Raw genomic sequence first — 16,121 nt, forward strand, 5'->3', positions numbered from 1 at the left:
CGGGCCGGTAGAGGTCGGCCTCGCGCTCACCCTGGCCCTTGTCGTAGCGGACGGAGGTCACTTCCGGATCACCGCCGCGATCCTGCAGGCGGGTCTTTTCGTGGCCCTCGGCGCCTAGGTCGCTGAGCAGTAGGGCGGCCTCGTACTCCTCATCGAGGGCAGCGCAGCCGCTGGCCATCAGGGCCGCCGCGGCACTGGCAGTGAGCAAGGCGTGGGGACGGGGGAGTCGGGACACGGGAGACCTCGCTATCGATGGAACCGGGCACAGGAGACGCTTGAGTCGAAGGCGCCTATTCTGCACGTTGTCCTCCGGGCATCCGACCCCCGAGCAGCAGGAGTGCATGCCATGGATCTGCAACGCACCATCGAGACCGCCATCACCGAGGCCACCGGCGAACCCTTCGGGCCGGCCCGCCGGGGCGGCGCCGGAGGCGGCTGCATCAACGACGCGTTCGCGCTCAGCGATGAGCACCGGCGTTTCTTCGTCAAGGTCAACGATGCCGCCGGGGCCGAGCTGTTCGAGACGGAGGCCGACGCCCTGCGCGAGCTGGTCGCCGCCGAGGCGCTGCGGGTGCCGCGCCCCGTCGCCCAAGGTACGCACGGCGGACAGTACTTCCTGGTGCTGGAGCATGTGGACCTCTCCGGGCGGGGAGATACCGCCGGCTACCGGCGCCTGGGGGAGGGGCTGGCGGCCCTGCACGGGGTCACCGCCGCGGCGCACGGCTGGCACCGCGACAACTTCATCGGCGCAACCCCGCAGCCCAACGGCTGGCACGACGAGTGGATCCCGTTCTTGCGCGAGCGGCGGCTCCGCCATCAGCTGCGCCTGGCCGCCGAACGCGGCGCGGGCCGACGCGTGATCGACGCCGGTGAGCGTCTGGCTGCGCGGCTGGAGGCACTCTTCCCCGGCTACACGCCGCCGCCCTCACTGCTGCACGGCGACCTGTGGGGCGGCAATGCCGGTTTCGCCCGCGACGGCGCACCGGTCATCTACGACCCGGCCACCTACTACGGGGACCGCGAGACCGACCTGGCCATGACCGAGCTCTTCGGCGGCTTCCCGGCGTCCTTCCACGAAGGCTACGACGCCGTCTGGCCCCGGGACCCGGGATACGCCACCCGGCGGGACCTCTACCAGCTCTACCACGTCCTCAACCACTTCAACCTGTTCGGCGGCATGTACCTGAGCCAATCGCAGCGCCTGATCGACCGGCTCCTCGCCGAGATCGGCGGCTGAGCCACCGAGCGCCCGGTGGCTCAGCCCTGCCCCGACGAGCGGACCAGCGGCCGCGGCAAGCCGCGGCCACTCCAGGCCAGCACGGTGCGCATGGCCCAGTCGCGCTCGGCGGCGTAGTTGGTCAGTCCCGCCAGGCGGCGGACCTGGCGGCGACTGATCTTCACCTCGTCGCCGGACTTGAAGCCGGGGTGCCGCCGGATCTGCCGCAAGGTCGCCAGGGACATGGTCGCCGCCCAGGCACAGAAGCGGCGGATACCGGGCTGCGTCGGCGGGATGCGCAGGATGTAGGCGCGCGCCGCCTCCATGTGCTCGACGCCGATCTCGATCATGCGACCGATGCCGCGATGGAACCCGGGATCCTCGCTCCAGTCGGCGTCCGGGCCCAGGCTGCAACCGGACTCGGTAAAGATCTCCCGCGGCAGCCAGCAGACGCCTCGCTCACGGTCGGCCCAGACGTCCTTGATGACATTGGTCGCCTGCAGCCCCAGGCCGAAGCGCCGCCCCAGGTCCATCATCTCGTCGCGATCGCCGTCGAAACCTTCGACCTCGAGGATGAACAGGTCCGTGAGCATCTCGCCCACCACGCCGGCGACGTAGTAACAGTACTCTTCGAACTGCGCACGGTCGGCCAGCCCGACCGGCGAGCGCAGGCGCTGAAAGCGCGCCATGCCCTCGCCCATGATCGAGACGCAGCGGATCACCGGCCCCTGGTGGGCCTCCGGCAGGCCGCCGGTGACCGCGATCACCCGCGGCAGCGAGACGACCAGGTCACGCTCGGCGGGCGGCGTGTCCCAGTCGAGCACGGCTTCGATCTGACCGGCGAGCTGCTGGGGATCGCGGGCACCGTTCAGGGCCTCCTTGAGGCCGAGCATCAGGTCGTGTTTGACCTCCACGTCGGCGGCCGAATGGTCTTCGATGGTATCCGCCACCCGACACAGCAGGTAGGCGTTGGTGACGGTATCGCGCAGCACCTCGGGCAGCTGCGGGATGGTCAGCGCAAAGGTACGCGACACACCGGGCAGCGCTGCCTCCTGATAGGCGCGGTTCACCGCCCAGCGGTACGCCCTGTAGCGATCACTCGTGGCTGAAGTGGAATGCATCGTAGAAGAGTCGCTCCGGGTTCAGTCCGTGCTCGAGAAAGGCCGCCCGCGCGGCCTCGGTCATCGGTGGCGGACCGCTCATGTAGACGTCGAAGCCCGAGAGGTCGGGGTAGTCGCACACAACGGCCTCGTGCACCCAACCGACCCGCCCGGCCCAGTGGTCCTCGGCGCGGGGCTCCGAAAGCACCGGGGTGTAGTCCACTTGGGGCTGGGCCTCGGCCCAGCCCCGGGCCAGGTCGTGGAGGTAGAGCCCGGCGCGCTCGCGCGTCCCCCAGTAGAGGTGGAGCGGACGTTGGTCGCCGCGGGCCAGGGCATGCTCCACGATGCCCTTGAGCGGACCGAAGCCGGTACCGCCACCGACCAGCAGGGCGGGCCGATCGCTGTCTTCGCGCAGGTAGAGCTGCCCCAGCGGGCCCTCGACGCGCAGCAGCTCGCCCTCACGCATCTCGTTGAAGACGTAATCGGTAAAACGCCCCCCAGGGATGTGCCGGATGTGCAGCTCGAGGTGCTCGTCGTCCAGCGGCGAGCTGGCCAGGGAGAAGGCGCGCCGCGCGCCGTCGCCGAGCAGGATCTCGATATACTGGCCCGGCCGGAAGGGCAGCCGCTTGCCCTCGGGCAGGCGCAGGAACAGGCGGCAGACCTCCGGCGCCAGATGCTCCAGGCGCGCCACCCGCGCCGGCAGGATCCGCGGCGGTGCCGCCGCATCCCCCAGGGGCTCCAGGTCCACCGCCAGATCGCTGGTGGCCCGGGCCTGGCAGAGCAGGGCCACCCCGGCCGCCCGCTCAGCATCCTCCAGCGCCTTGGGCTGCCCCGCGGGATAGGCGATCTCGCCGGCACGCACCGGCGCCCGGCACGTCCCGCAGACGCCGTTGCGGCACCCGTAGGGCAACGAGATCCCCTGGCGCAGGGCCGCATCGAGGATCGCCTCATCCGACTCCACGCCGATTTCGGTGCCGTCACTGAAACGCACGGTATAGGTCATGAGCCTCTGCCTGGTTCGTGGGCGGTCGGCGCCGCATCAATCAAGACCGAGTTCGGCCCAGTAGGCGTCCACCCGGGCCCGGGTGGCCTCGTCCATGGTAGCCGGGGTCCCCCAAGTGCGATCGGTCTCCCCGGGCCACTTATTGGTGGCGTCCAGCCCCATTTTCGACCCCAGCCCCGAGATGGGGGAAGCGAAATCGAGGTAATCGATCGGGCTGTGATCGATGAAGGTGGCATCCCGGCGGGGGTCGCTGCGGGTGGTCAGCGCCCAGACCACCGCCTTCCAGTCACGGGCGTCCACGTCGCCGTCGGTGACGATGATGAACTTGGTGTACATGAACTGGCGCAGGAACGACCAGACGCCGAGCATGACCCGCTTGGCGTGGCCCGGGTACTGCTTGCGGATGGTGACCACCGCCAGGCGGTACGAGCAGCCCTCCGGTGGCAGATAGAAATCCACGATCTCCGGGAACTGCTTGCGCAGGATCGGCACGAAGACCTCGTTGAGCGCCTCGCCAAGCACGGCCGGCTCGTCCGGCGGCCGGCCGGTGTAGGTGGAGTGGTAGATCGGGTCCGCGCGGTGCGTGATCCGATCAATGGTGAACACCGGGAAGGTCTCGGTCTCGTTGTAGTAACCGGTATGGTCGGCGAAAGGCCCCTCCTCGGCGGTATCGCCGGGGTGGATATGGCCCTCGAGCACCACCTCCGCCGATGCGGGCACCTGGAGCGAGGACCCCTTGCACGTCACCAGCTCCGTCTTCGAGCCACGGAGCAGACCGGCGAACGCATACTCGCTGATGGCGTCGGGCACCGGGGTCACGGCACCGAGGATGGTCGCCGGATCCGCCCCCAGGGCCACGGCCACGGGGAAGGGCTCACCAGGGTAGTGACGCTGGTGCTCGGCGAAATCCAGTGCCCCGCCCCGGTGGGCCAGCCAGCGCATGATGACCCGGTTGCGGCCGATGACTTGCTGGCGATAGATGCCCAGGTTCTGGCGTTCCTTTTCCGGGCCCCGGGTAATCACCAGGGCCCAGGTGATCAGCGGACCGGCGTCGCCGGGCCAGCAGGTCTGGATTGGCCAGCGGGACAGATCCACGTCCTCGCCCTCGATCACCCGCTCCTGGCACGGCGCCTTGCGCACCGTCTTCGGCGCCATGTCCAGCACCCGACGGAAGACCGGCAGCTGGTTCCAGGCATCGCGCATCCCCTTGGGCGGCTCGGGCTGTCGCAGGAACGCCAGCAGTTCGCCGATCTCGCGCAGCGCCGCAACCTCCTCGGCCCCCATGCCCAGGGCGACCCGGTGGGGCGTACCGAAGAGGTTGCCGAGCACCGGCGTATCGTAGCCACGCGGATGTTCGAACAGCAGCGCCGGCCCGCCGGCACGCAGGGTGCGGTCACACACCTCCGTCATCTCCAGATACGGATCCACCGGGTGACGGATGCGCTTGAGCTCGCCCCGAGCCTCCAGATGGTGGAGGAATTCGCGCAGGTCGCGGTACTTCATGCCGACCTCTCGCCCTCGGCACCCCCCAGCACCACGGGGTCGAACTCGGCCACCACCGGGGCGTGATCCGACGGGCGTTCCCAGCGGCGCGGCTCGACATCCACACGGGAGGCGACACAGGCCCGCGCCAGGGCGCTGCTGGCCAGGATCAGATCGATACGCAGGCCGCGGTTGCGCTTGAAGCTGTTGACCCGGTAGTCCCACCAGGAGAACTGCCCCTCGGGCTGCTCGAACAGCCGAAAGGTGTCAACCAGTCCCAGATTGAGCAGCCCGCGGAGCGCATCCCGCTCCGACTGACTGAACAGGACCTTGCCCTCCCATTCGGCGGGGTCGTGGACGTCCGCCGCCTGCGGCGCGATGTTGAAGTCGCCCAGGACCACCACGTGCTCGTGGGCCTCCAGCTCCCGGGCTACCCAGTGGTGGAGGGCCTCCAGCCAGCGCAGCTTGTAGCCGTACTTCTCGGACCCCACCTCCTGGCCGTTGGGCACGTAGAGGTTGATCACCCGGACCCCGGAGACGGTGCAGGCGAGCACCCGACGCTGGGTATCGGCAAAGCCGGGCAGATCGGTCACCACGTCCTGCGGGGCGCTGCGGGCGAGGACGGCCACCCCATTGTAGGTCCGCTGGCCGGCGAAGGCGGCCCGATAGCCGGCCTCCTGCAACGCCTTGAGGGGGAATTGATCGTCGGGGACCTTCGTCTCCTGCAGGGCGATGACCGACGGCGTCGCGCTCTGCGCCCACGCCTTGACCTGGGGCAGGCGGACCTTCAGCGAGTTCACGTTCCAAGAGGCGATCTTCACCGCGGTCTCCTTCTTCGGCGGTCGCCCTCAGCTTAACGGCTTGTCGACGCCGCCACGACCCCGCGGGGGGCTTGCCGTCGCCCCGTGCTGCCGGGACACTGAGCGGATCGCAGCCGACAGCAGGACACCCCCATGGAATACCGCCCACTCGGTCACAGCGAGCTACGCGTCAGCGCCATCTGTCTGGGCACCATGACCTGGGGCGAACAGAACAGTGAGGCCGAGGCCCACGCCCAGCTCGACCTCGCCGCCGAGCACGGGGTGAACTTCATCGATGCGGCGGAGATGTATCCCGTGCCGCCCCGGGCCGAGACCGCCGGGCGCACCGAGGCGTACCTGGGCAACTGGCTGGCCCGCCAGCCACGCCGCGAGGATCTGGTCATCGCCACCAAGATCGCCGGCCCCGGGCTGGACTCGATCCGCGACGGCCAGCGCGCCTACACCCCCGAGCAGCTCCGCGAGGCGGTGGACGGCTCATTGCAGCGGCTGCGGACCGACTACATCGACCTCTACCAGCTGCACTGGCCGGAGCGCCCCGCCAATTACTTCGGGCGACTCGACTACCCCTGCCCCGAGGACGACGGGCGGGAGCATGAGCGCATCCGGCGCGCCCTGGAGGGGCTGGCCGAGCTGGTCGACGCTGGCAAGATCCGCCACATCGGATTGTCCAACGAGACGCCCTGGGGCGCCATGCGCTTCATCGCCGAGGCCGAGCGCCTCGGTCTGCCGCGCATCGTCTCCATCCAGAACCCGTACAACCTGCTCAACCGCAGCTACGAGGTCGGACTCGCCGAGGTCAGCCACCGCGAGGGCTGCGGCTTGCTGGCCTACTCGCCCCTCGGCTTCGGCGTGCTCAGCGGCAAGTACCTGGATGGTCAACGCCCGGCCGAGGCCCGCCTGACCCTCTTCGAGCGCTTCCAGCGCTACACCGGCGAACGGGGCGTGACCGCCACCCGGGCCTACGTCGACCTCGCCCGGAAGCACGGCCTCGACCCGGCACAGATGGCCATCGCCTTCGCCACCCAGCGGCCCTTCTGCACCAGCACGATCATCGGCGCCACGACCACCGAGCAGCTGCGCACCAATATGGAGGCCGGGGCGCTGGCCCTAGATGGGGCACTCCTGCAGGAGATCGACACCCTCCACCAGGCCAACCCCAACCCCTGCCCATGACGGCCCCGTTGTACGACGGCGGCGAACGCATCGGGACCGTGCTGCGCACCCGGGATCGAGCCCGCCCCGTGTACGTCTCACCGGGCCACCGCTTAGACTGCGCCACAGCGACGGAATGGGCTCTCGCCTGCTGCACGCGCTACCGTCTGCCTGAGCCCATCCGCAAAGCCGATCAATTGGCCGCGAAGGCCTCGGACCCAGTCACGTAGGAGCAGTCATGAACCTTGAGAAGGTCGTCTTCGGCTTCTTCATCCTGCTGGCGCTAACCCTGAATTTCGGGTTCGTCTACGGGACGATCGACAACCCGGACCACCACGCCGCCTGGGAGCTGTTCGCCGCCATCGTGGTCAACCTGATCGCCACGGTGCTCAAGTTCGGCGAGCGCACGCAGATCGGCGCCATCCTGCTGGCGGCCAGCCTGGTCGCCGACCTGCAGCTGATCGCCGCCGCCGTGCTCTGGGGCGTCGCGGTCTACGGCACTGGCGTGGGCCTGACCGACATGACCATGGCCAGCATCGTCTCCCTGGCCGGCGGCGCACTGGTCGCCAACGTCGTCTCGGTGACGCTGCTGATCATCGAGACGGTGAAGATCCACCGCTAAGGCGCAGGACCGGTCCATGGGCAACGCGGCCTTCTACATGGTGCTGCGCCGTATGCGTGGCCCGCTGTTGGTGCTGATCGGCAGCTACGCGCTCGGCATCCTGGTGCTCATGGCCATCCCCGGCGAGCACCCGGATGGCGAGCCGTGGCGGATGAACTTCATCGACGCCCTGTACTTCCTCACCTACACGGCGCCGACCATCGGCTTCGGCGAATACCCCCACGAGTTCAACTACGCCCAGCGCTTCGGCTACATGCTGGCCATCTACCCGCCGGTGATCGCCTGGTTCTACGCCATCGTGACCATCGTCGGACTGATCCAGGACCCGGTGTTCCGGCGGACCGTGGAGGCCGGCCGTTTCCGGCGGCGGGTCCGCCGGCTCTCCGACCCGTTCTGGATCGTCTGCGGCTACGGCGACACCGGCTCGTTGCTGGTCCGCTCGCTCACCGAGCGCGGCTGGGAGGCCAGCGTGCTCGACACCGACCGCGAGCGCATCGCCGAGCTCGAGACCCGCGATCTGCGCCTGTTCGTCCCCGGCTGGCAGGCGGATGCCAACGGCACCGAGAACCTCCGCGCCGCCGGCCTCGACCACCCCCAGTGCGCCGGCGTGCTGGCGGTGACCAACGACGACCACACCAACCTGCAGATCGCCATCACCGTCAAGCTCCTGCACCCCGAGCAGCGCGTCATCTGCCGGGCCGAGAACCGGGCGACGGCCGACAACATGGCCTCGTTCGGCACCGACCACGTGGTCGACCCGTTCTCCTCCTTCGCCGACCGCCTGGCGCTGGCCATCACCAAGCCGGAGATGCACCGGGTCTACGAGTGGCTCTCGGGGATGCCCAACACCCCGCTCTTCGAACCCCCGCGGCCGCCCTCGGGCCGATGGCTCATCTGCGGCTACGGGCGCTTCGGCAAGGCGGTCTGTCGCCGGCTCGACAAGGTCAACGTGCCCTACACTGTCATCGAGCGAACCCCGGAGCAGACCGGCGCCCCGGAGGGCACGATCTACGGCAAGGGCACTGAGGCCGTCACCCTGCGCGAGGCAGGCATCGAACGGGCCGAGGCAGTGCTCGCGGGCACCGACGACGACGCCGACAATCTCTCCATCGTCATGACCGCCCGGGACATCAAGCCGGACCTCTACCTCACCGCCCGGGAGAATCAGATGGCCCACCGGCCGCTGTTCAAGGCGGCGCAATTGCAGATGCCGGTGGAACCGAGCTACCTGATCGCCACCCGCATGCTCAGCCTGATCACCGCACCGCTGCTGCCCGAGTTCCTGCGCATCGCCCGCGGCTTCGATCGCAGCTGGCACGCCGCGGTGGCCCGACGCATCCGCGAGGTGAGCGCCGGGCGTGTGCCGGAGATCTGGACCCTGACCGTCAGCGAGGACCGCAGCCCGGCGATCATTGAGCTACACCGTGAGGGGGCCGAGGTGTGCATTGGCGACATCCTGGCCGACCCCCAGCAGAGCGGCCAGGGCATGAACGCCGTGGCCCTGCTGCTGGTCCGCCCGGAGGCCGTGGTGCCCCTGCCCGACTCTCAGGTCCCGCTGGAAGCGGGGGACCGGCTGCTGTGCTGCGGCACTTCCGAGGCCCGCGCACAGCTACGCTGGACGCTGTTCCACCGCAACACCCTGCGCTTCCTGATCACCGGCGAGCAGCGCCCGGACGGCAGCATCTGGCGCTGGCTGGGAGAACGCCGATGAGCGACTCCGCAACCGCCCCACCGATCGAGCGCAACGGCTACGCCGGACTTCGGGTCTACCTGCACCCGCGGGTGATCGGTATGGCCTTCCTGGGCTTCTCGGCGGGGCTGCCGCTGCTGTTGGTCGGCGGCACCTTCACCGCCTGGCTCCAGGACATGGGGGTCGAGCTCGCCGCCATCGGCTTCCTGAGCTGGGTCGGCATCGCCCACAGCATCAAGGTGGTCTGGGCCCCATTCGTCGACCGCCTCACCCTGCCGGTCCTCGGCCCCCTGATGGGGCGACGCAGATCGTGGATGCTTCTCGCCCAGCTCCTTGTCGCCGGCTCGTTGCTCGGCATGGCACTGACCGACCCCACCGAACACCTGGGCCTGGTGGCCGTATTCGCCGTCGCCGCCGCCTTCGGCTCGGCCACCCAGGACGTGGCCATCGACGCCTACCGGGTCGAGGCCGCCGCCCGCCACCGGCAGGCGGCCATGGCCGCCACCTACGTCTTCGGTTACCGCATCGCCCTGCTCGCCGCCGGGGCCGGCGCCCTGCACCTGGCGGCCTGGGGCAACTGGACCCTGGCCTACGGCGGTATGGCGCTGCTCATGGGCGTAGGCCTGACCACCACCCTGCTCATCCGCGAACCCGAGGTGGCCGTGACCAGCGCGACCCGACAGCTGGAGCAGCGGGTCGTCGACTACCTGGAACGGACCCGGCACCAGGGCCTGCGCCGGCAGGTCACCGCCTGGCTGATCGGCGCTGTCCTCTGCCCCTTCGCCGACTTCTTCAAGCGCTTCGGCCTCCCGGTGGCCACCGTCATCCTGGTCTTCGTCGCCACCTTCCGGATCAGCGATATCGTCATGGGCGTGATGGCGAACCCCTTCTATTTGGACCTGGGCTTCACCAAGGACCAGATCGCCAACATCGCGGCGGCCTTCGGGCTCGCCATGACCCTCTTCGGCGCCGCCGTCGGGGGCGTACTGGTCAGCCGCATCGGCATCGCGCCGATGCTCATTGCCACCGCCATCCTGGCACCGCTGACCAACCTGACCTTTTCCTGGCTGGCCACCCTCGGTCCGGAGATCTACGGCCTGATCGCCGCCATCGTGGCCGATAACGTGACCGGCGGCATGGCGATCTCGGTCTTCCTGGCCTACCTGGCCAGCCTGACCAACACCGCCTACACCGCTACGCAGTACGCGCTGTTCAGCTCGCTGATGACCCTGCCGGGGCAGTTTCTCGGCGGCTTCACCGGGGTCGTCGCCGAGCAGGTCGGCTGGGTCCACTTCTTCATGATCACCGCCGCCGCCGGGCTCCCCGCCATCGTGCTGGCCCTGGTCCTGCTGCGCTACGCCCACCCGGACCGCATCCACCAGCCAGGGCGCAACAACGTAGAGACACCCTTGCAAGAGCGCTAACATATCCCCCTGCCGTGCGCCGGGCGCACCAAACATCCACCCCTGCAACCAGACGAGTCGTTACGCCATGGCCCAACAGAGCAAGCATTGCAACGTGCTGATCCTCGGCTCCGGCCCCGCCGGCTATACCGCGGCCATCTACGCCGCCCGGGCCAACCTGGAGCCGGTACTGGTCACCGGGATGGAGATGGGCGGACAGCTGACCACCACCACGGAGGTCGACAACTGGCCCGGCGAGCCGGAAGGCATCCAGGGGCCGGAACTCATGGACCGCATGCGCCGCCAGGCGGAGCGTTTCGAGACCGAGATCATCTTCGACCACATCCACACCGCCCGCGTCACCGGGCAGCCGATCACCCTGGAGGGCGACCAGCACCGCTACACCTGCGACGCGCTGATCATCGCCACCGGGGCCAGCGCCAAGTACCTCGGCCTCGAATCCGAGAAGCGCTTCATGGGCAAGGGGGTATCGGCCTGCGCCACCTGCGACGGCTTCTTCTATCGCAACCAGCCGGTGGCGGTCATCGGCGGCGGCAACAGCGCCGTCCAGGAGGCGCTGTACCTGTCCAATATCTGCTCCCACGTCACCCTGGTCCATCGCCGCAACAACCTGCGCGCCGAGAAGATCCTCCAGCGCCAGCTGATGGAGCGGGTCGAGCAGGGCCGCGTCGACATCTGCTGGAACCGGGCCCTCGACGAGGTCGTTGGCGACGACAGCGGCGTCACCGGCATCCGCCTGCGCCATACTGATAGCGGAGAGGTCTCCGAACGCGAGGTCTCAGGGGTCTTCATCGCCATCGGCCACTCGCCCAACACCGGCCTGTTCGAGGGGCAACTGGCCATGTCCAGCGGCTATATCCGGGTCAACAGCGGCCTGGACGGCAACGCCACCGCCACCAGCGCCCCCGGGGTATTCGCCGCCGGCGATGTCTGCGATCACGTCTACCGGCAGGCGGTGACCTCGGCAGGCACCGGTTGCATGGCGGCGCTGGATGTCGAGCGCTACCTGGAGCGGCTCGCCCATTCTTGATCGACCCCGGGGGCTGATTGAGAATAGAGCCCGTTTTTCACAGGCGCCGGGACCGCGGCCAAAAGCCGAACCGGCCACGCGCCGCCGAAAGGAAATCAAGCGGGAGGAGCCATGAGCCAACAGATCCAATACCCCGAGGGCGGCCAGAAGATCACCGTCGGGTCCGACGGCCGACTGCAGGTCCCGGACAACCCGATCATCGGTTACGTTGAGGGCGACGGCATCGGTCCGGACATCAACCGCGCCTGCATGCGCATCTGGGACGCCGCGGTGGAGAAAGCCTACGGCGGGCGGCGCAAGATCCACTGGGCCGAGCTGTTCATGGGCGAGAAGGCCGCCGCACTCTACGACGGCGACTACTTCCCGGATGAGACGAAGGCGGCGCTGCGGGATGTGCTCATCTCCATCAAGGGGCCCCTGACCACGCCGGTAGGCGGCGGTTTCCGCTCGCTGAACGTCTCCCTGCGCCAGGAGCTGGACCTCTACGCCTGTGTCCGCCCGGTGCGGCACTACGCCGGCGTTCCCTCGCCGCTGCAGCGGCCCGAGGACATCGACGTGGTGATCTTCCGCGAGAACACCGAGGACGTCTACGCGGGGATCGAGTACCAGGCCGGTAGCGCCGACAACGAAAAGGTGGCCCGCTTCCTGCGCGAGGAGATGGGCGAGGAATTCTTCGACGGCGCCGGCCTCGGCGTCAAGCCGATCAGCCCCTTCGGCACCAAGCGCCTGGTGCGCAAGGCGATCGAGTACGCCATTGAGCACGATCGCGAGAGCGTCACCCTGGTGCACAAGGGCAACATCATGAAGTACACCGAGGGGGCCTTTCGCACCTGGGGTTACGAGGTGGCCCGCGAGGAGTTCCCCGATCGGACGATTACCGAGGAGGAGCTCTACGCCACCTACGGGGGCAAGCGCCCCGAGGGCAAGATCGTCATCAAGGACCGCATCGCGGACATCATGTTCCAGCTGATGCTGCTGCGGCCCAACGAGTTCGATGTCCTCGCCACCATGAACCTCAACGGCGATTACCTCTCCGACGCCATTGCCGCTGAGGTCGGCGGCGTCGGCATTGCCCCGGGCGCCAACATGTCCGACAACGTGGCGGTGTTCGAGGCCACCCACGGTACCGCGCCGAAGTACGCCAACCAGGACAAGGTCAACCCCGGCTCGCTGCTGTTCTCGGGCGTCATGCTGCTCGAACACATCGGCTGGAGCGAGGCGGCGGACCTGATCCGCGCCGCCTACGAGAAGGTGGTCGGGGCCGGCATCGTCACCTACGACTTCGCCCGTTCCCTGCAGGGGGCGACCGAGGTCAAGACCAGCCAGTTCGCCGACGCGCTGATCGATCAGATGCACGGCACCATCGACATCGACCGCATCCAGCGCGAGCGCGAGGAGGCCATCGAGGCCGAGCGCCAGGCCCGCGAGCAGCGCCGGGTGGTGGCCCCGCTCGAGGAGATGGTCGCCTCGGGCCGCGTGCCGCACACGGTGGCCGACCTGATGAACCCGAACCTGGTCACCATGTCCGGCGATACCAGCGTCGAGGACGCCATGCACCTGATGCGCGAGCGACGGATCTCCTCGGTGGTGGTCCAGCCCGCCCCGGACGAGGCCGAGGGCATGGGCATCATGACCCAGCGCGACGTGATCAGCCGGGTGGTCTCGGCCACCAAGCAGCCGAGCCAGGTGCGCATCTCCGAGGCAGCCACGCGGCCACTGATCACCGTCCCCGAGGACACCTCGCTGCTCGACTGCGCCGAGCGCATGGGGGCGGAGAACATCCGGCGCATGGTGGTCATCGACACCCAGGGTCGGCCGATCGGTATCATCTCCGATACCGACATCTTCGCCAGCGTCGAGCAGTTCGGCCTCCCCGAGTAGGCCGAAGGATCACGCAGCCACCCCAACCAGGCGGGGCGCAACGGCATGGAAGAGCATCAGGATAGCGACAGCGCCCTGCGCGAAGACATCCGGGACCTCGGCGAGCTCCTCGGTGCCACCCTGCGCGAGCAGGGCGGCACCGAGCTCTTCGAGACCGTCGAGCGGGTCCGGGTGCTGGCCAAGACGGCCCGCGCCGGGGACGACCAAGCTGCGCAGGAGCTCGAACGAACCCTTTCGGAACTGCCGCCCGAACAAGTCACGCCGGTGGCTCGGGCCTTCTCGCAGTTCCTCAACCTGGCCAATATCGCTGAGCAGCACCACCGGGTCCGCCGCAGCCGCGAGTGGGCCCGCACCCCCGAGGCACAACCGCTGTTCGGCTCCCTGGCCGAGACCGTCCCCCGGCTGGCCGCAGATATGGAGCCCGAACAACTCCATGAGGCCATCTGCAGCATGGACATCAACCTGGTCTTCACCGCTCACCCCACCGAGGTGCAGCGACGGACCATGCTGCAGAAGTACAACCGCATCGCCGGGTTGTTGGACAACCGCGACCGCTTCGGGCAGACGCCCACGGAGGTGGCCGAGACCCGTCTGGCGCTCAAGCGGGAGATCACCGCGGCCTGGCACAGCGACGAGATCCGGCGCCGCCGCCCCACCCCCCAGGATGAGGCACGCTGGGGCCTGGCGGTGGTGGAGCAGACGCTATGGGACGCGGTGCCACGCTACCTGCGCAGCCTCGACCACACCCTGCGCGAGCACACCGGTCGCCCCCTGCCCCTGGACTGCGCCCCCATCACCTTCGGCTCCTGGATGGGCGGCGACCGCGACGGCAACCCCAATGTGACCCACCGGGTCACCCGGGACGTCGCCATCCTGTCGCGCTGGATGGCCGCCTACCTCTACGAGCGGGACATCCAGCGACTGGTCTCCACCCTGTCGCTGCAGGTCTGCGACGACGAGCTGCGCGATGAGGTCGGCGGCGAGGCGTGGGAACCCTACCGCGTGGTGCTCAAGCGACTGCGGGCGCGGCTGCGCCAGACCATGCGCTGGGCCGAGGCCAAGCTCCAAGGCGGACGACCGCCGGAGAGCGACATCCTCACCGAGGTCGAGGACCTGCGCCAGCCGCTGCTGCGCTGCTATTACTCCCTGCAGCGGGTCGGCGCCGGCGTGGTCGCCGAGGGCGAGTTGCTGGATACCATCCGCCGTGTGAGCTGCTTCGGCCTCACCCTGATGCCCATGGACATCCGCCAGCATGCGGATCGCCACACCGCGGCACTCGACGCCATCACCCAGGCGGTGGGCCTGGGCAGCTACTCCGAGTGGGACGAGGAGACCCGGCAGCAGTGGCTGTTCCAGGAGCTCTCCCACCGCCGGCCGCTGATCCCGCTGGACTTCAAGCCCGAGCGCGAGGTCCAGGAGGTGCTCGACACCATCCACATGCTCGAGGAGATCGGCCCCGACGCCGTGGGCGCGTATATCGTCTCCCACGCCTCGAAGCCCTCCGACATCCTCGCCGTGGAGCTGCTGCAGAAGGAGTGCGGGCTCACCCACCCCACCCGGGTGGTCCCCCTGTTCGAGACCCGCGACACGCTGGCCAGGGCGGCCGACACCATGGAGGTACTGTTCAAGAGCGACTGGTACCGCCAGCGCATCGGCGGCCGCCAAGAGATCATGATCGGCTACTCCGACTCCACCAAGGACGCCGGTCACCTCACCGCCACCTGGACGCTGTATCAGGCCCAGGAGCAGCTGGTGGCCCTCTCCCGCCGGCAGCGCGTCGACCTGACCCTGTTCCACGGCCGCGGCGGCAGCATCGGCCGCGGTGGCGGCCCCACCCACGCCGCCATCCTGGCCCAGCCGCCAGGCTCCGTCGACGGGACCCTGCGCGTCACCGAGCAGGGCGAGGTGATGCAGGCCAAGTTCGGCCTGCCGGGGATCGCCCTGCGGAACCTGGAGCTCTATACCACCTCGGTCCTGGAGGCGACCGTCCGCCCGCCGGAGCCACCGCCCAAGCGCTGGCGCGAGATCCTGGAGCGGCTCAGCGACCGGGCCATGACGGCCTATCGGCAGACCGTCAAGGAGCGCCCGGAGTTCATGGACTACTTCCAGGCGGCCACCCCCATCGACGAGATCTCGCGGTTGACCATCGGCAGCCGGCCGGCCAAGCGCGCCCCGGACCAGATGACGGTGGACAGCCTGCGCGCCATCCCCTGGGTCTTCGCCTGGACACAGACCCGGTTGATGCTCCCCGCCTGGCTGGGGGTCGGCGAGGCCCTGGAGGAGGCCATCGAGGAGGGGCTCACCGAAGAGCTCCAGGAGATGTTCGCCCGCTGGCCGTTCTTCGAGGCCTTCCTCGACATGGTGGAGATGGTGGTGGCCAAGGCGGAGCCCGGCGTCAACCGCCTCTATGAGCACGCCCTGGTCCCCGATGAGCTGCACAGCGTCGGCGATGAACTGCGCGATCGCTTCGCCCGCACCCGGGACGCCGTACTCACGGTCACCGGACACGAGGAGCCGCTGTCGGACTTCCCGGTGGTCAAGCGCGCCGTGGAGGTTCGTAACCCTTACGTCGATCCGCTCAACCTGCTGCAGGTGGAGCTGCTACGCCGCTCCCGGATGTGCGAGGACGACTCCCTGCGCCGCGGCCTGCAGGTGGTCATCAACGGGATCGCCGCGGGAATGCGCAACACGGGATAGACC

Annotated in this window: 13 protein-coding genes and 1 pseudogene; 10 read left to right on the top strand and 4 right to left on the bottom strand. The window is 69.0% G+C overall.

The window, feature by feature from the left end; translation table 11 throughout:
• Positions 1-346 precede the first annotated feature (346 nt).
• Entirely contained in the window at positions 347-1,237 is an 891-nt protein-coding gene (locus tag HHAL_RS11515) for a fructosamine kinase family protein (protein ID WP_011815065.1), read from the top strand.
• 20 nt (positions 1,238-1,257) lie between these two features.
• Here the strand turns inward: HHAL_RS11515 and HHAL_RS11520 are convergent, their stop codons facing one another.
• Genes HHAL_RS11520 through xth form a run of 4 tightly spaced genes read right to left on the bottom strand, consistent with a single transcriptional unit; the run spans position 1,258 to position 5,622 of the window.
• Complete coding sequence (locus tag HHAL_RS11520) at positions 1,258-2,337, bottom strand: phytoene/squalene synthase family protein (RefSeq protein ID WP_011815066.1); 1,080 nt, start codon at positions 2,335-2,337, stop codon at positions 1,258-1,260.
• Positions 2,312-3,319: a CDP-6-deoxy-delta-3,4-glucoseen reductase gene (locus tag HHAL_RS11525; protein WP_011815067.1), complete on the bottom strand. Its 1,008-nt coding sequence runs from the start codon at positions 3,317-3,319 to the stop codon at positions 2,312-2,314. The genes HHAL_RS11520 and HHAL_RS11525 overlap by 26 nt, the downstream gene beginning before the upstream one ends.
• Positions 3,320-3,355: 36 nt before the next feature.
• Positions 3,356-4,822, bottom strand: coding sequence for a 4-hydroxy-3-polyprenylbenzoate decarboxylase (gene ubiD / locus HHAL_RS11530; protein ID WP_011815068.1), 1,467 nt, complete (start codon positions 4,820-4,822; stop codon positions 3,356-3,358).
• Positions 4,819-5,622, bottom strand: coding sequence for an exodeoxyribonuclease III (xth, locus tag HHAL_RS11535; protein WP_011815069.1), 804 nt, complete (start codon positions 5,620-5,622; stop codon positions 4,819-4,821). The genes ubiD and xth overlap by 4 nt, the downstream gene beginning before the upstream one ends.
• 132 nt (positions 5,623-5,754) lie before the next feature.
• Between xth and HHAL_RS11540 the strand changes: the two genes are divergently transcribed.
• The 9 genes and pseudogenes from HHAL_RS11540 to ppc all read left to right on the top strand — a co-directional run bounded on the left by HHAL_RS11540 (position 5,755) and on the right by ppc (position 16,118).
• Positions 5,755-6,795, top strand: a complete 1,041-nt coding sequence (locus HHAL_RS11540) for an NADP(H)-dependent aldo-keto reductase (protein ID WP_011815070.1) — start codon at positions 5,755-5,757, stop codon at positions 6,793-6,795.
• Positions 6,792-7,004, top strand: a complete 213-nt coding sequence (locus HHAL_RS13155; RefSeq protein WP_081432233.1) for an endonuclease V — start codon at positions 6,792-6,794, stop codon at positions 7,002-7,004. The genes HHAL_RS11540 and HHAL_RS13155 overlap by 4 nt, the downstream gene beginning before the upstream one ends.
• Before the next feature lie 8 nt (positions 7,005-7,012).
• Positions 7,013-7,396, top strand: coding sequence for a DUF6394 family protein (locus HHAL_RS11545; RefSeq protein WP_011815071.1), 384 nt, complete (start codon positions 7,013-7,015; stop codon positions 7,394-7,396).
• Positions 7,397-7,412: 16 nt separating this feature from the next.
• Complete coding sequence (locus tag HHAL_RS11550; protein ID WP_011815072.1) at positions 7,413-9,107, top strand: potassium channel family protein; 1,695 nt, start codon at positions 7,413-7,415, stop codon at positions 9,105-9,107.
• The gene (locus HHAL_RS11555; protein ID WP_011815073.1) at positions 9,104-10,510 is read left to right on the top strand and encodes an AmpG family muropeptide MFS transporter; all 1,407 of its coding nucleotides are present in this window, start codon (positions 9,104-9,106) and stop codon (positions 10,508-10,510) included. Before HHAL_RS11550 ends, HHAL_RS11555 begins: the two co-directional genes overlap by 4 nt.
• Before the next feature lie 67 nt (positions 10,511-10,577).
• Positions 10,578-11,540: a thioredoxin-disulfide reductase gene (gene trxB, locus HHAL_RS11560; RefSeq protein WP_011815074.1), complete on the top strand. Its 963-nt coding sequence runs from the start codon at positions 10,578-10,580 to the stop codon at positions 11,538-11,540.
• A 111-nt stretch (positions 11,541-11,651) separates the two neighbouring features.
• A pseudogene (icd, locus tag HHAL_RS11565) lies at positions 11,652-12,893 on the top strand (isocitrate dehydrogenase (NADP(+))); the annotation flags it as partial.
• Positions 12,894-13,040: 147 nt separating this feature from the next.
• Entirely contained in the window at positions 13,041-13,421 is a 381-nt protein-coding gene (locus HHAL_RS13620; protein WP_276569347.1) for a CBS domain-containing protein, read from the top strand.
• 45 nt (positions 13,422-13,466) lie between these two features.
• Positions 13,467-16,118: a phosphoenolpyruvate carboxylase gene (gene ppc, locus HHAL_RS11570; RefSeq protein WP_011815076.1), complete on the top strand. Its 2,652-nt coding sequence runs from the start codon at positions 13,467-13,469 to the stop codon at positions 16,116-16,118.
• Positions 16,119-16,121: the final 3 nt, after the last annotated feature.

It is taken from the genome of Halorhodospira halophila SL1, from assembly GCF_000015585.1.
Classification (GTDB): Bacteria; Pseudomonadota; Gammaproteobacteria; order Nitrococcales; family Halorhodospiraceae; genus Halorhodospira; species Halorhodospira halophila.

Bases quoted from the DNA above. Each gene is read 5' to 3' on its own strand.
- HHAL_RS11515 (WP_011815065.1), top strand. From the start codon at position 347: ATGGATCTGCAACGCACCATCGAGACCGCCATCACCGAGGCCACCGGC.
- HHAL_RS11520 (WP_011815066.1), bottom strand. From the start codon at position 2,337: ATGCATTCCACTTCAGCCACGAGTGATCGCTACAGGGCGTACCGCTGG.
- HHAL_RS11525 (WP_011815067.1), bottom strand. From the start codon at position 3,319: ATGACCTATACCGTGCGTTTCAGTGACGGCACCGAAATCGGCGTGGAG.
- ubiD (WP_011815068.1), bottom strand. From the start codon at position 4,822: ATGAAGTACCGCGACCTGCGCGAATTCCTCCACCATCTGGAGGCTCGG.
- HHAL_RS11540 (WP_011815070.1), top strand. From the start codon at position 5,755: ATGGAATACCGCCCACTCGGTCACAGCGAGCTACGCGTCAGCGCCATC.
- HHAL_RS13155 (WP_081432233.1), top strand. From the start codon at position 6,792: ATGACGGCCCCGTTGTACGACGGCGGCGAACGCATCGGGACCGTGCTG.
- HHAL_RS11545 (WP_011815071.1), top strand. From the start codon at position 7,013: ATGAACCTTGAGAAGGTCGTCTTCGGCTTCTTCATCCTGCTGGCGCTA.
- HHAL_RS11550 (WP_011815072.1), top strand. From the start codon at position 7,413: ATGGGCAACGCGGCCTTCTACATGGTGCTGCGCCGTATGCGTGGCCCG.
- HHAL_RS11555 (WP_011815073.1), top strand. From the start codon at position 9,104: ATGAGCGACTCCGCAACCGCCCCACCGATCGAGCGCAACGGCTACGCC.
- trxB (WP_011815074.1), top strand. From the start codon at position 10,578: ATGGCCCAACAGAGCAAGCATTGCAACGTGCTGATCCTCGGCTCCGGC.
- HHAL_RS13620 (WP_276569347.1), top strand. From the start codon at position 13,041: ATGAACCCGAACCTGGTCACCATGTCCGGCGATACCAGCGTCGAGGAC.
- ppc (WP_011815076.1), top strand. From the start codon at position 13,467: ATGGAAGAGCATCAGGATAGCGACAGCGCCCTGCGCGAAGACATCCGG.